We start from the raw sequence: 14,549 nt of genomic DNA on the forward strand, positions 1-14,549 counted from the left end.
TTATACTTGAAGAATCAAAAAAAAATTTAAACTGAATTATTTCACTTTCACCATGCGTTTGGTTTTAACGGTTTTATTATTGACCACCAACGAATAGCTGTATTGACCCGATGAAAGATTGCTTCCATATACCAACAGTGAGCCTGCTCCTGCCTGATGTATTTTAACCGACTTTAATATGCTGCCGTTCTGATTGTAAAAAACAAGCATGGCAGTTATTGTTTTTGTGTCCTGTTGCGGTATGTTCCATGTGATAGTGGTGTTTTCTGCAAATGGATTGGGGTCATTGCCCAATATGATTGCCGGTGTGTTATCCAGCTCTATGGTTTGTTGATTGTTGCTATTGTTTTGATTTAACAAGGGTGCATTGCAGCATGAGGCTACCGCCATCACCAACGAATCGAGCCTGCTTTGCAATGTAGTTAGTTGGCTGGTTAAGGTGTCTATCTCCTTAGCCTGACTTTTATAGCCTGCTATCAGCAGCGGTATAAACTCTGTGTAGTTTACTGCCTGAATATTTTTTTGTTGTGATAGCACTGTGCCTGCCGTATCGTATTCTTCGGGCTGTATAAATTCTTTTACCAACTGGGGTAGCACTTGCCTTACTTCATGTGCCAGCAAGCCGTAGTGCTTGCCTCCCTGCAACGTCAATCCGTAATTATTCAACGTATCGTAATTAAATGTATAAACAGAAAGATTATTGAGCAAGGTGTCGCTTTGTATTGCCGGTGTTATGTTTTGTTTTAATGACGAATCGCTGGTGTTATAAACGGCTGTTGTGGTATAAACTTCGCCATTAAAAAATCCTGCTGCCTTAGGGCATGTGTTCACTCCGCTACTACATTGATGATTGTAGGTGCCTGAATATATTCCGTAATTAAATAACGTCCCTCCTTGTGCCAAGGAATAGATGCCATAGCTGAATGTTGATGTGTTTCTGGACAAGCTAAATACACCGCAATTTACGTATCCGGTTCCCGTACTTGTAAAATAGCCACCATAGTTATTTACTCCGGATAGAACGGTGCCAAATGCCTCGCCTGATACACCATAATTATTAGCCAAAGGCCTTGTTGTGCCGGAGACTGAGTTTGCACCTGTACCTTTGAATTTGCCTCCAATATTATATATATTATTTCCGGTGCGTACTCCTGTACATTCCCCATTTACACCTGTCATTCTATTGCTGAGTAAAGTGTTTACATTTGTATTGTTGTTTACTGCTTTTACTGCATCTGTCATGTTGTTTCCTGTGTAGTTTAACGGTGTACGGGCTTCAACATATAGTTTAGAATGATTTCCACTTACAGGACCATTATAATCATCTTTCATATAGCACGTATTGGTTGCAGGGTCAAAGCTCAACCAATGGTTTACATTGCCTGCATTATCTTCGTGGTCAATGGTTAAACTGTTTACAATACTATTGCCTGTAGGCGTTCCTACCATACGCAGGTGATATTGTTTATTTGCATCGCCATATAATTTCAGCAAATCTTTTACATTGGGACTTGTTGTGGCGCTGTGAAGTATAGAAAGCCCTTCATCATCCTTTGATTCTATCATCACCGCAGGTGGATTATTTTGACCATGCACCGTTAATCCAAATGGTGTGCTTATGTGATTGCATGTAAACAGTGCAGTGCCTTCCATCTGAAATTTATACTGAGGAGTAGTGGTAAAAAATCCAATACGATTGTTAGGTGTTGCTGATGCATTGTTGTAAATATCGCTGCATTGTAGCACGTTGCCTGTATTGTCGAAGAGGGCAACTATATCTTGTATGTTACAATTGCTACTTACCGTGCCGCCAATGTCATTCACTAAAATCACATCCTTAGTTATAGGGTCAACACTAAGTACTTTACCATTTGAATTGCTTGTTGTACTTAAATTTCTTAAGCGCAAACCGCTAATTGCTGATGAGGTAGAATTAATATCAACAACATTTGCAGGCGAAACAGACAAATCAAATCCGGTAAAGTGCCCTGTTGGATTGATTTTCAAATCACCACTTGCTGTTGTTTGAAAGTTGGTGTGAATATTATTTCCATAATCATAAGAAATACGAAACTGTGGTACATTTAAGCTACTTAATATTTGTAGTTTGGTAAGAGGGCCGCCTGCAACACCTGACATGCCTATGCCCACGTTAATATCATTATCTCCCAATATCATTACTTTATCATTAACAGCTGTGGCATTGGTGCCTATAGCTGATGCATTGGAAATACCAGATGCCGTGCCACTCCCGCTACCTGCACCAACAAATGTATTTTGATGACCATTTCGGTTGGTAATGCCTGACTCATAGCCTATAAAAGTATTTCTCATGCCTCTATCATTGTTTTCACCTGAACTCTTTCCGATAAAAGTATTTTGATCGCCCTGTATATTACTTAGCCCAGACTTGGAGCCGATAAATACATTAAACCGAGCTGTATTAACTATGCCGCTTTGGTAGCCTGAAAACACATTTTCATCTCCTGTTGCAAATTTTCCGCTCTCTGTACCGCAAAAAACATTGTAATTCCCCTTTATAAAATTTTCTCCAGAAGAATGTCCAAAAAAGGAATTACCATTACCATCATTAATATTTCCTGACCCACTGCCCAAAAAAGTATTTGTACTTCCTGTGTTATTGTTTCCGCTTAATACTCCCAAAAATGTATTTGCATTACCCTGATTGTTTTCACCGGAGCGACTCCCAACAAATGTGTTCTCATGTTTGTCGTACATTTTTCCTGCAAGCCAGCCAATATAGGTGTTGCCGCCAGAATGTACATTATTCATACCAGATTCTTTTCCATAAAAAGTATTGGCATAACCATTGGTATTATTAGTACCTGAATATGCCCCCATGAATGTGTTATCAATACCTGTATTGCTCTGCCCTGCGCCTACGCCCACAAAAATGTTATTTGCTCCCCAATTATGCAGCACCGTTTGATGGTTTATGCCTATTCCTGTATTCGGAAAATTAATATCAGGCAATATATCAAGCACATCATTGCCCGGTGTAAAGTTTAACCCTATGCCTATGTGACCGGGTGATTTATCTATTATCATCCGTTGGTAGTTAAAAGTTCCTGCTCCGGCATTGGTGTAAAAGTGAATGGGCTGGTCAAGTTCGTGTTTGATGTTTAAATCGGGGCTTCCCGGTGTGGTGTTCCAACCGACATAATTTGTATTCGCGGAATAAGTATTAGAACTTACTGACACTTGTGCAAAGGTTTTATTGATTAATAAAACCCAAAAGCAAGTTAATGCTGTTAAAATTTTACTTTTCATCTTTTTAAAGTTTAATAAATTTATAATAATATATGTTGTTGTTGTGAGTTTTTAATTTTATAAAATATATCCCTGATTTTAAATTGCCAATATTCATTTCTACAAGGTTAGTGTTTAAATTACTCATTTTATTCATGGGTTGCCCTGTAATACTAATAACAGAAACATCTTTAAAATAAAATTCATCCGTAACTATTTTCAACCTCTCCTTTACAGGATTTGTGAATTTAATCATCGAGAAATTAACGCCCTTATCATTTATATTCGTTGTGGTATCTTCCATAATGGCTATATCATCAATATAATAATAAGCCTGTGATGCAGGAGGTATGTAAATTGTGTCCGTATTTGTGTCATCAAAAAAATTGCCTATGGTCATATAAACATAATCGGAATCGGCAATAAAACTACCTTCAACATGAACCCAGTTAAGAGTATCTGTAATTATTGAATCAGTATAAAACTGAGAATAATTGCCAACAGGTGCAGGATTACTCAAATTATAATTAACCGTGCTGAATAACAGTCCCATTTTATTACTGGCTAAATTAACACATGAATTTGCTAATGAAAGATAATAGGAAACCCTATATTTAACTCCTGTAATTAACGGATTAATTAACTGACAGGTAAAATATTCTCTTTCATTACCACCATTGAGGTAAGCAGCAATAAATCCGCAATATGCAGAACCACTATGTGCATATTGATAGCCAAGAAAATTATACGGCACAGAACAATTGTCAGCAATAAAAGCACAATCATTAAAATAATCTGGACTACCTTTACTCACATGCCACCCCACAGCTTTATCTAACTGGTTGGCATAATGAGGGCACTCTATGGTATCTTCAAAACTCGGGTTGGGCACTAAATTAATTTGCGCATTGCAAAGGTTGTAAGCAAAAGTTAAAATAAGTAGTATAAGTTTTTTCATCACCTTTAATTTTTTGTTAATTGATTCAATTGTTCTTTTAGTTGGGCTATTTCGTTTTTCAGTTCGTTTAGCATGGCTGTTACATCTTGCTTTTGGTTTTCGTTTTTTATAATAATTTGTTTGACTGTTAGCGCTCCGTTATTTCTAACTCACATTTGCGAAACGGGAATGGTGTAATGTAGCGATGGTGGCTGCGGGCTAAGAAAAACGCAGCATGCGCTTATAGCGCATCAACCTTGCAAGTGCTTCTGTTGTTATCATGGTAGTTTGGTCTAATTTAAGAATTGTAAAATTAAAACTATTCAACTCAATTTATCAAATTTTTCTGAAATTACTTCTTACTAGAAGTTTACTCCCTTTTGTCCTTTTCTGAAGCCAAAAACCCTGCATAAGAAAAGAAGGTGTTTTTCTTTTTACTTCTTTCCATGATGAAAAAACTAACAATAAAAATACTGCCTGAAAAACTGCTTACACGGTTGTATGCTAATAGTTGACAAGTGTTGGCAGGTAAGCAAGATGTGTACTAAAAAACGTCAGGAGGTGCGTTTGTGGCTTGGCTTACGCCTACAATATCACTGGCGTAACTTGTCCCATTCAAACAATTCTATCCGTTAGACAATGTTTGTAATACTTAATAATCTGCTATCTTCTCAACCTACTAATTGCCATCTTCACTCCCTGCACAAGTGTTTCTATCTCGGCCAGGGTGTTGTAAAATAAAAACGAAGCACGAATGGTTCCGGCAATATTAAATCTTTGCATAACGGGCTCTGTACAGTGATGCCCTGTACGAACTGCAATGCCTAAGGTGTCGAGGTACATGCCTGCATCCATAGCATTAACTCCTTCTATGATAAAAGATACCACACTGGTTTTTTGATGTGCTGTACCTATAAGCCGAACGCCATCTATTTCGGCAAGTAATTTTGCAGCCCTTTCGGCCAACATAATTTCATGATTTACTGCGCCAATGCGGTCTAAGTTATTTAAGTAATCTATGGCAGCTCCAAATGCAATGACATCTGCAATGTTGGGTGTGCCTGCTTCAAAGCGGAAGGGAATATCGTTGTAGGTAGTTTTCTCAAAACTCACACTTTTAATCATGTCGCCACCACCGCGGTAGGGTGGCATGTTGTTCAGTAAATTTGATTTACCATAAAGCACTCCTACACCTGTTGGTCCCAACATTTTATGTGCAGAAAAACAGAGAAAATCACAATCTAACTGCTGCACATCAATAGGCTCATGCACTACGGCCTGTGCAGCGTCTATCAATACAGCAACTGTCTTCCCGGTTTTCTTCTCATGCTGGCGAACGGCATGTACAATGGCTAAAACAGGGTTAATAGTACCTAATGAATTAGAGGTATGGACTACTGCTACAATTTTTGTTCTTATGGAAAGCAACTTTTCAAATTCAGACAACAACAACTCACCATCATCATTCATGGGAATAACCTTGAGTAATGCCTTTTTTTCCATGCAAAGCATCTGCCATGGAACAATGTTACTGTGATGTTCCATAGCAGAAACAATAATTTCATCGCCTTCGCCAATATGTTGACGACCCCAGGTGGCAGCTACCAGATTAATGGCATCTGTTGTACCTCCGGTAAAAACAATTTCTTCTTCTGTTGCAGCATGAATAAAATTTTTAACCTTTATGCGTACATCATCATAAGCCTTCGATGCCGTTTGCGACAAAAAATGTACACCCCGGTGTATATTGGCATTATACTCTGAATAATACTTAACCAAGGCATCAATCACCGGTTGAGGCTTTTGCGAAGTTGCTGCATTGTCGAGATATACCAATGGTTTTCCATAAACACTTTGCGACAGCACAGGAAAATCCTTTCTGATGCTTTCTGCATCAAATACTACGGTTGCGGTTTTTGTCAATCTGCTCATTGTTCAGGCTTGTTTACACATCAAAACGGATACCTTGTGCCAAAGGCAGGCTGGTACCAAAGTTGATGGTGTTGGTCTGTCTGCGCATATAGGCTTTCCATGCATCAGAACCAGACTCTCTTCCACCACCGGTTTCTTTTTCGCCACCAAAGGCTCCGCCAATTTCTGCACCTGATGTTCCGATATTGACATTGGCTATTCCGCAATCCGATCCTGCTGCTGACAAGAACAATTCCATTTCGCGCATGTTTGATGTAAATATGGATGACGACAATCCCTGCGGAACATTATTCTGCATGGCAATTGCTTCTTCAATAGTATTATACTTCATCACATATAATATTGGCGCAAATGTTTCTTCCTGTACAATTTTAAAATTGTTTTGCGCTTCAATTACACATGGTTTTACATAACATCCCGATTCATAGCCATCACCGGAAAGAACACCACCTTCAACAATAATTTTTCCACCTTCTGCTTTGGCTTTTTCAATGGCATTAAGGTAATCCTGTACAGCACCTTTATCAATCAATGGGCCTACATGATTGCTTGCGTCTAAGGGGTTGCCGATTTTTAATTGAGCGTAGGCGTTTTTAATCACATCAAGGGTTTTATTGTAAACGCTTTCATGTATAATCAATCTGCGTGTTGAGGTGCAACGCTGACCGGCAGTGCCCACAGCACCAAATACTGAACCGATAAGAACCATATTTAAATCGGCCTGTTCAGAAACTATTATTGCATTGTTGCCACCTAATTCAAGAATGGTACGTCCAAAGCGTTCGGCAACCGATTTGGAAACATGTCGGCCAATGCGGGTAGAACCGGTAAAAGAAACTAAAGGAATGCGTTTGTCATTATTGATTAAGTCACCCGATTCATTACCAATTACCAGACAGCTTACACCCTCCGGAATATTGTTTCTTTTCAAAACTTCTGCAACAATATTTTGACATGCAATGGCACACATAGGAACTTTGGAACTTGGCTTCCAGATACAAACATCGCCACACACCCATGCCAGCATGGAGTTCCAACTCCAAACAGCGACAGGAAAATTAAATGCAGAAATAATGCCTACAACACCCAGTGGATGCCACTGCTCATACATGCGGTGCATAGGTCGCTCACTGTGCATAGTGAGACCATAAAGCTGACGCGATAAGCCAACAGCAAAGTCACATATATCAATCATTTCCTGCACTTCACCCAGTCCTTCCTGAAGACTCTTGCCCATTTCAAAAGAAACTAATTTTCCCAAAGGCTCCTTATATTTACGTAGTTCATCACCCATCTGACGTACAATTTCGCCACGCTTGGGTGCCGGCATTAAACGCCATACCTTAAAAGCTTCTTCAGCAGTTTTCATCACTGTAGCATAATCATCTGCAGTAGCGGCATCCACACTGCCTATTTTTTGCCCGTCAACAGGTGAATAAGAGTCTATGGTTTTACCTTTTGTGGTAATCCATTTACTGCCTGTGGCAGCACCTTTATTTATTTGTGCTATTCCCAACTGTTTCAGCACTTGTGCAATGCCATAATCTTTCTCAACTACTGTGTCTTTCATATTTGTTTATTTTTATTTGCTGATGTAATGTAATTTTAGCCTGCAAAATTAAGCATTTCAACGCCTTGTCTATGGTAAAAACAACATCTAAAGCATCAATTGCAATAATTATTTTATTGGCACTTGCATTACTAACAATAAAAGGCATTAAAAGTTGCCGTTCAACGAATGAAAATACTGAAGTTGCTGCACCTCAATGGAAAGATGATGGCCGCAATAAAAGAAGCGAGTGGCGCTATCAGCCTTTAGAATACACATCACATGCAAAGTGTCGCATGCAATGTCGCCAAATCAGCGAAGCAGAGGTTTCTGAAATCTTAAGAAGCGGAACCATTAACTACAAAAAAAGTAATCTTAATGACAAGCCATGCCCCACCTATGCCATTGAAGGAAATACAAATGACGGACAAAAAGTGCGCATTGTTTTTGCAGCCTGCAAAACAAATACACGTGTGGTAACAACGATTGACATTGGCAAAGAGCATGAGTGTGATTGCAAATAGATGTTCACCTTATCGCACCATTAAAAATTTTCCATAGAAATAAACCGCTTTTGCCGATTTGAGGGTATATAAATAAATACCGTTTTCAAGACCTTGCCCTGACCAATTGTTGCGATAGTCTTTTGTAGTATAGACTTCACGACCCTGTACATCATAAACAGTTAAACTTATGGGATTACTGAGACCGGTAACTACAAAGCCATCATCCTTATCCCATAATGTTGAAATCTTAGGATTGCAATTTTCAGATACAGCAACTTTTGAATTGCAGCTACCGTCATAAACATAAAGAGAAACGGCATTTACTCCCAATGCTGCGATAAAAGAGGTAATGTCCTGTGGCAAGCTGTTGTAGTTTTCTCCATTTGTACTGATATAATATCTTACCGCACCTTGGTAAGGCTGCCATGTAAATTTATTTCCATTTGCTGTAAGTATAGGGCAGTTTAATTGTGGTGCTTCCGGTTCAGGTTTATTGACGACATGAGTTGAATCCGCAACCATACAACCATCAGTTGTTGTAAAAAACATTTTGCAAAAACCTTCTTTAGTAACATCTAACCACGATTGATTATTCTGAAGTGTATCACCATCAAATATCCAGAGAAAAGTGCCGTTATCATTGATACCACTCAACAATTCTATCTGACTGTTTACACATCGTGCAACAGTATCTGACAATAGAGATAAAGGCACATTGTAAAAACTAACATGTAAAGTATCAAATGCCATACAATATCCTTCTGACCATGCCTGCACCACAACACTTCCGGTGTCGGCCGGAGTAAAGATATTGGTATCGGATGCATAAGGAATGTTGTTTAAATACCACATTACGTGTGAACTGTTGGTAGTACAATTTATTTCAGGGAAAGAAGACTCTTTACAAATATTAATATCAGTACCCAGACTTACAGATACTGCCTGTTTACGGATTATATAAATGGTGTCTGTTGCTTGACAAAATGACCCTAAGTATGCCTGTAAAATATACTGTCCGGTGTCAGCAGGTTGCAAATAAGAAAAATGTTGATTTAGCAGCGTATTGTTGAAATACCAATTGTAATTTGCAACGGGTGTTGAAGCAGAATATAAAACAGGTAACGTATCATAGCTGCATGTCCACAAATCGCTGCCTAAATCAACAGTCATATTGTTGTAGCTGTAAAATTTTGCAATTGTATCACTAACACTCACAAAGTTGCCACATAAGTCGGAAATAGTATTGCCATCGCTGCCATTGGCGGCAAGCAAATAAAAGTTGTTGCTTCCGGCAAATGGCTGAGCAAAAAATAACTCTGCTTCTGTTATGTAAGGATGTGCAGAATCACAGCCTACAAAAGTTATACTTACAGGTATTTGTAAGTTACCATTATCATCAGCAAGAATCATATCACTACCACTTGATGTTAGTGTACTGCAAAGAACAGGTTCATTAAACTTTACTTTTAAAGATGTTTGTGTACAAGCTATGGTGTCGTTGGATGCATGTGGCGGTGTAACATCAAAAATTAATGCCGTGGATGCAGAAAAGTCAATGGTATAGCCACTTTGTGAGGAGGAATAGTTACTTATGTTGATAAGGTATGATTCATTTGCAAGAACAGAGATGACACTTTCTGTCTGACCACAAGGACCAAAATTTCCATTGGCACCCGTGACACCATTACATCCAATATTGGCATCATAATTACAGCTGACTTCCATTGAAGAATCGTTGTAAATATTGCTGCATGACTTTTGTGTGATGTTAAATACTGCCCAATCATAATCATCAGCCACGTTAACCGGTGTAATGCTGAAACTGATTGTTCCGGCAGAATGTGTTCTGAACAAATACCAAACATCATTTTTTTCGCCTGAAGAAAGACACGAATATGCGTTGTTGATCTCATTGGGAATATTTCCTGACCCCGTATATGATGCCGTAGTAGAATAGGTTGTCTGACAAATAGGAATAGCACCAAAACAATCTTGCTCGGGCATACCCGATAAATTAGTTTGTGCATGACTGCTGCAAATCCAGAAAAAACCAATAAGGTGAAGTAAAAAATGTCTCATCCGTATTTAGTATGATACGAATTTCTGTTCGCTATGTTGAATACATATCCCGAAAAATCTTACACTATAAATTAATCTTCTGCACTATTGAAAATAGCTACTTTTACTCCATCTATTCAAACAACAAACATGTACGAAAACTATTCGCAACCCATACTCCCTTTTAAAAAATTCAGTCTCCGGCTGTTTAAAAACTTTCTATGGTCGTGTAGCATACTGTTACTTTCTCTCCTTGCCGGAATGGCAGGATATCACTATCTTGAAGGATTATCATGGATAGATTCCATGCTGGAGGCATCTATGATTCTTACCGGAATGGGACCACTACACCCATTAACCAACGACTCTGCAAAAATCTTTGCAACTATTTATGCCCTTTATAGCGGGGTAGCGTTTTTAACGGCTATTGCTGTTTTTCTGGCACCGGTCATTCACCGTTTTATGCATCATTTTCATTTTGATGACGATAATTAAACTTTTTTCTCTGTTCTCTTACAAGTCAATAAAATGCCGCAGACTATTAGTTAAATGCTATGTTACTTAAAAATTCTATACCAACAGCAGCCTCATGCACAAAACCGAACACTTGATTTATAATAACTTATGCCTGACATTAAAATAATTTTACCCTATCATAAAACTTTTTTATTGTATGGATGTTCCTAATAGTAATGAGTTTGGTTCTTTTGAAAGATTAAAAATTATCCAAAATCTTTTCAAAACATGAAATTTCTACTGAATTCATTGTTTTTTAATATTAATGTTGTACTTTAGCACTGTAATTTAGAAACGAGAAACACAAAATATTTTTTTCATAGGGTTAGTTTTAGGTTACGAACAGGGAACTCAACGGAGTTCCCTTTCGTTTTTTATATACCTGAGTAAATATTGCCGATGATGTTTTACTTTTGAGCGAATGAAAAAAACAGTTTTAATTTTTACTGTGCTCCTCTTGACAGGTCACATTGCATTGGCTCAGAAAATAAATCCTACCACAGAGGCCGAATTTCTATATGGCTCCGTTGGATACAAAATTCAGCTCAACAACAAGCTTCCTGTAAAAGAAGGATATTCTTTAAAAGATTTCAAACCGGTAGTTGAAGAAAATCGTCAGGTAGAATTTAAAGGCGTTTTCCGTAAAGGAGAAAACACCCCCTGTGCTGTGATAATGATTTATACTAAACTGCGTAATGCTCCGCAATACTATTGCATACCTACAGATGATGCATCAGCGGATTTATGGCAAAGGTTTAATGCAAGCCTTCTTGACGATTCGGAAAACCAGCAGCCACAGTTACAGTTTTTTGCTTACTGTTTAGCCTATTTGTCTTCTCAAAATCATCAGCCATGAGTGAGCGTATAAATGCGCTGGCAGTAATACCTGCCCGATATGCCTCTACTCGTTTTCCGGGTAAACCACTAGCCTTGATACAGGGAAAAACTATGCTGCAACGTGTTTATGAGCAAGTAAAGAAAAGCCATGTAAAAAAAATTATCATTGCTACAGATCATGATGACATTGAGACACACGCCAAAACTTTTAATGCCGAAGTGATGATGACACGGGCAGATCATGTTTCGGGCACTGACCGCATTGCCGAAGTGATACAACGTATTCAACAAAGATTTGATGTTGTTGTCAACATACAGGGTGATGAGCCTTTTATACATCCCGAACAGATAGATCAAATTATCAACGCTTTTAATGACCCAACAACAGATATTGCCACTATGGTGAAACCGGTTTCAGGAGCGGACGAATACCACAGTGCCGATGTGGTGAAAGCTGTATTAGCCATTAATGGCAATGCTTTATACTTCAGCAGACAGCCTTTACCTTATTTCAGAAAAGGATTTGACGAAAAAAAACTACAACAAAATGCTTACAAGCATCTTGGCATGTATGCCTACAGAACAGAGGTAATTAAAAAAATTGCGCAACTTCCGGTGGCACCACTCGAAGAGGCCGAACAATTAGAACAACTGCGGTGGCTTCAAAACGGTTATACCATCAGAGCAATAGTTACTTCAACAGAAACCATTGCCGTTGATACATCTGATGACCTGAAAAGAGCAGTGCAATTTCTAAACAAAAACAACGTCTGATATTTTTATAATATCATACTTTAGTACACTGAAAATTTTAATCACAGATACAATGAATAAAATCATCTTGCTGGCAGGAAGCCTGCTTGCAGCCACCACAGTGATGGGGCAAAGTAAATTAACTCCGGAACTTCTTTGGAAGCTGGGACGTGTTGGAGAGCAGGCATTATCTCCGGATGGAAAAACCGTAGTTTATACTGTCAGAAATTTTAATCTTGCCGACAACAAAGGCAACACCGACATGTACACCATAGCTGCTTCAGGTGGTGAACCCAAATTGATTGCAGGCACGGCAGACAATGAAACCTCACCTGCATGGAGCGCTGACAGTAAAAAAATCTATTTCCTGAATGACAAAGGCGGTGTCAACAATTTGTGGAGTATGAATGTTGATGGATCTGATGCAAAACAAATTTCGAACTCGAAAGATGATATTGCATGTTTTGGCATAGCCCCTGCAGGCAATAGAATATGGATGGTAATGGAAGTTAAGGTTGATAAAACTACACAGGACATTTTTCCTGACCTGCCCAAAGCCACCGGAAAAATTTATGACGACCTTATGTACCGTCACTGGACAGAATGGGAAGATGGCTCCTACTCGCATGTGTTTGTTGCCGATTTTAAAAATGATGTTGTAGGTACTGCCACAGACATACAAAAAGGAGAACGTTTTGACACACCAATGAAACCTAATGGCGGTGGCGAACAAATAGCCTGGAGCAATGACGGGAAAAAGCTTGCCTATACCTGTAAAAAACTTGCGGGCAAAGATTATGCAACAAGTACCAACTCTGATATCTATCTTTATGATGTAGCTTCCGGAAAAACTGAAAACATTTCTGCATCGAACGAGGGTTATGATATGTCGCCAGCATTTTCGCCTGACAACAACAGATTGATGTGGTTAAGCATGCAGACACCCACCTACGAAGCCGACAGAAACAGGATTATGATTTATGATTTTGTATCTCAAAAAACTACTGAGGCAACAGCCGGTTTTGATTATACTGTTGATGCTGCAAAGTGGGCACCTGACGGATTTAAAATTTATTTCATCAGTGGCATCAATGCTACCGATCAGTTATGGGTTTATGACGGACGACTGCGCAGCTACCCACCCCTTCGGCAGCTAACCACCGACATTGGCGACTACACAGGCTTTTCACTTTCTGCCAATAAAACCGAGCCTTTTTTAGTAGCTTCAATGATGTCTATATCATCACCTACGGAACTGTTTCGTGTAGATTTGAAAACAGGCAAATCAACACAGTTGACTTTCACCAATAAAAATGTTTTGAAAGACACCCGTATGGGAAAAGTTGAAAAGCGAATGATTAAAGCAACGGATGGCAAAGAAATTCTCACTTGGGTAATTTACCCTCCTGATTTTGATGCCTCCAAAAAATATCCAACACTGCTTTACTGTCAGGGTGGACCGCAAAGTACCGTATCGCAGTTTTTCAGCTACCGTTGGAATTTTCAGCTCATGGCTGCCAATGGCTACATTGTAGTAGCACCCAACCGCAGGGGTTTACCTTCTTTTGGCACGGCATGGAACCGCGAAATTTCCGGTGACTGGGGTGGGCAGTGTATGCGCGACTACCTGTCTGCCATTGACGAAGTAAGCAAAGAACCTTTTGTAAACAAAGACCGTTTAGGTGCTGTTGGTGCCAGCTTTGGAGGCTACAGTGTTTATTGGCTTGCAGGACATCATCAGAAACGTTTTAAAGCTTTTATTTCACATTGTGGTGTCTATAATCTGGAAAGTATGTATGGCACTACAGAAGAGCTGTGGTTTCCAGACTTTGATCTGGGAGGCTCCTTCTGGCAGACACCTAAGCCAAAATCATACACACAGTTTTCTCCTGTTGACTTTGTGCAGAACTGGGATACTCCAATTCTTGTCATTCATAACGAAAAAGATTTTAGAGTGCCTTTAGGTCAAGGTATGGAAGCCTATACCGCGGCAAGACTACAAAATATCCCTGCCCGTTTTCTTTATTTTCCGGACGAAGGACATTGGGTTAACAAACCACAAAACAGTGTGATGTGGCAGCGTGTGTTTTTTGGCTGGCTCGATAAATACCTTAAACAATAATTTGATTCAAGGCATATCAAATAAGAGGCTGTCTCAAAACAATAAATTGAGGCAGCCTTTTTTTATATA

The 14,549-nt window shown here is 39.0% G+C and carries 10 protein-coding genes; 5 read left to right on the forward strand and 5 right to left on the reverse strand.

What is annotated here, in order from left to right:
• Nucleotides 1–36: 36 nt before the first annotated feature.
• The 4 genes from V9G42_02020 to V9G42_02035 all read right to left on the reverse strand — a co-directional run bounded on the left by V9G42_02020 (nucleotide 37) and on the right by V9G42_02035 (nucleotide 7,709).
• Nucleotides 37–3,291, reverse strand: a complete 3,255-nt coding sequence (locus V9G42_02020; protein ID MEI2758191.1) for a tail fiber domain-containing protein — start codon at nucleotides 3,289–3,291, stop codon at nucleotides 37–39.
• Nucleotides 3,292–3,295: 4 nt separating this feature from the next.
• On the reverse strand, nucleotides 3,296–4,228 hold the full coding sequence (locus V9G42_02025; protein ID MEI2758192.1) for a T9SS type A sorting domain-containing protein: 933 nt from the start codon (nucleotides 4,226–4,228) through the stop codon (nucleotides 3,296–3,298).
• 642 nt (nucleotides 4,229–4,870) lie between these two features.
• On the reverse strand, nucleotides 4,871–6,139 hold the full coding sequence (locus V9G42_02030; GenBank protein ID MEI2758193.1) for a cysteine desulfurase: 1,269 nt from the start codon (nucleotides 6,137–6,139) through the stop codon (nucleotides 4,871–4,873).
• A gap of 13 nt (nucleotides 6,140–6,152) precedes the next feature.
• Nucleotides 6,153–7,709 (reverse strand): aldehyde dehydrogenase family protein, encoded by a 1,557-nt coding sequence (locus V9G42_02035; GenBank protein ID MEI2758194.1) that lies wholly within the window; start codon nucleotides 7,707–7,709, stop codon nucleotides 6,153–6,155.
• A 71-nt stretch (nucleotides 7,710–7,780) separates the two neighbouring features.
• Here V9G42_02035 and V9G42_02040 point away from each other — a divergent pair, with 71 nt between their 5' ends.
• On the forward strand, nucleotides 7,781–8,212 hold the full coding sequence (locus V9G42_02040; GenBank protein ID MEI2758195.1) for a DUF4258 domain-containing protein: 432 nt from the start codon (nucleotides 7,781–7,783) through the stop codon (nucleotides 8,210–8,212).
• Nucleotides 8,213–8,221: 9 nt separating this feature from the next.
• Here the strand turns inward: V9G42_02040 and V9G42_02045 are convergent, their stop codons facing one another.
• Nucleotides 8,222–10,273, reverse strand: a complete 2,052-nt coding sequence (locus V9G42_02045) for a gliding motility-associated C-terminal domain-containing protein (protein ID MEI2758196.1) — start codon at nucleotides 10,271–10,273, stop codon at nucleotides 8,222–8,224.
• A gap of 87 nt (nucleotides 10,274–10,360) precedes the next feature.
• On the opposite strand from V9G42_02045, the gene V9G42_02050 reads away from it, so the two are divergent.
• From V9G42_02050 to V9G42_02065, 4 genes are all read left to right on the forward strand, one after another.
• Entirely contained in the window at nucleotides 10,361–10,747 is a 387-nt protein-coding gene (locus V9G42_02050; protein MEI2758197.1) for a hypothetical protein, read from the forward strand.
• Nucleotides 10,748–11,189: 442 nt separating this feature from the next.
• Nucleotides 11,190–11,624, forward strand: coding sequence for a hypothetical protein (locus tag V9G42_02055; GenBank protein ID MEI2758198.1), 435 nt, complete (start codon nucleotides 11,190–11,192; stop codon nucleotides 11,622–11,624).
• Entirely contained in the window at nucleotides 11,621–12,379 is a 759-nt protein-coding gene (gene kdsB, locus V9G42_02060) for a 3-deoxy-manno-octulosonate cytidylyltransferase (GenBank protein ID MEI2758199.1), read from the forward strand. Before V9G42_02055 ends, kdsB begins: the two co-directional genes overlap by 4 nt.
• Before the next feature lie 52 nt (nucleotides 12,380–12,431).
• Nucleotides 12,432–14,480: a S9 family peptidase gene (locus V9G42_02065; protein ID MEI2758200.1), complete on the forward strand. Its 2,049-nt coding sequence runs from the start codon at nucleotides 12,432–12,434 to the stop codon at nucleotides 14,478–14,480.
• Nucleotides 14,481–14,549 lie beyond the last annotated feature (69 nt).

It is taken from the genome of Bacteroidia bacterium, assembly GCA_037045145.1.
Classification (GTDB): Bacteria; Bacteroidota; Bacteroidia; order AKYH767-A; family OLB10; genus OLB10.

Bases quoted from the DNA above. Each gene is read 5' to 3' on its own strand.
- V9G42_02020 (MEI2758191.1), bottom strand. From the start codon at position 3,291: ATGAAAAGTAAAATTTTAACAGCATTAACTTGCTTTTGGGTTTTATTA.
- V9G42_02025 (MEI2758192.1), bottom strand. From the start codon at position 4,228: ATGAAAAAACTTATACTACTTATTTTAACTTTTGCTTACAACCTTTGC.
- V9G42_02030 (MEI2758193.1), bottom strand. From the start codon at position 6,139: ATGAGCAGATTGACAAAAACCGCAACCGTAGTATTTGATGCAGAAAGC.
- V9G42_02035 (MEI2758194.1), bottom strand. From the start codon at position 7,709: ATGAAAGACACAGTAGTTGAGAAAGATTATGGCATTGCACAAGTGCTG.
- V9G42_02040 (MEI2758195.1), top strand. From the start codon at position 7,781: ATGGTAAAAACAACATCTAAAGCATCAATTGCAATAATTATTTTATTG.
- V9G42_02045 (MEI2758196.1), bottom strand. From the start codon at position 10,273: ATGAGACATTTTTTACTTCACCTTATTGGTTTTTTCTGGATTTGCAGC.
- V9G42_02055 (MEI2758198.1), top strand. From the start codon at position 11,190: ATGAAAAAAACAGTTTTAATTTTTACTGTGCTCCTCTTGACAGGTCAC.
- kdsB (MEI2758199.1), top strand. From the start codon at position 11,621: ATGAGTGAGCGTATAAATGCGCTGGCAGTAATACCTGCCCGATATGCC.
- V9G42_02065 (MEI2758200.1), top strand. From the start codon at position 12,432: ATGAATAAAATCATCTTGCTGGCAGGAAGCCTGCTTGCAGCCACCACA.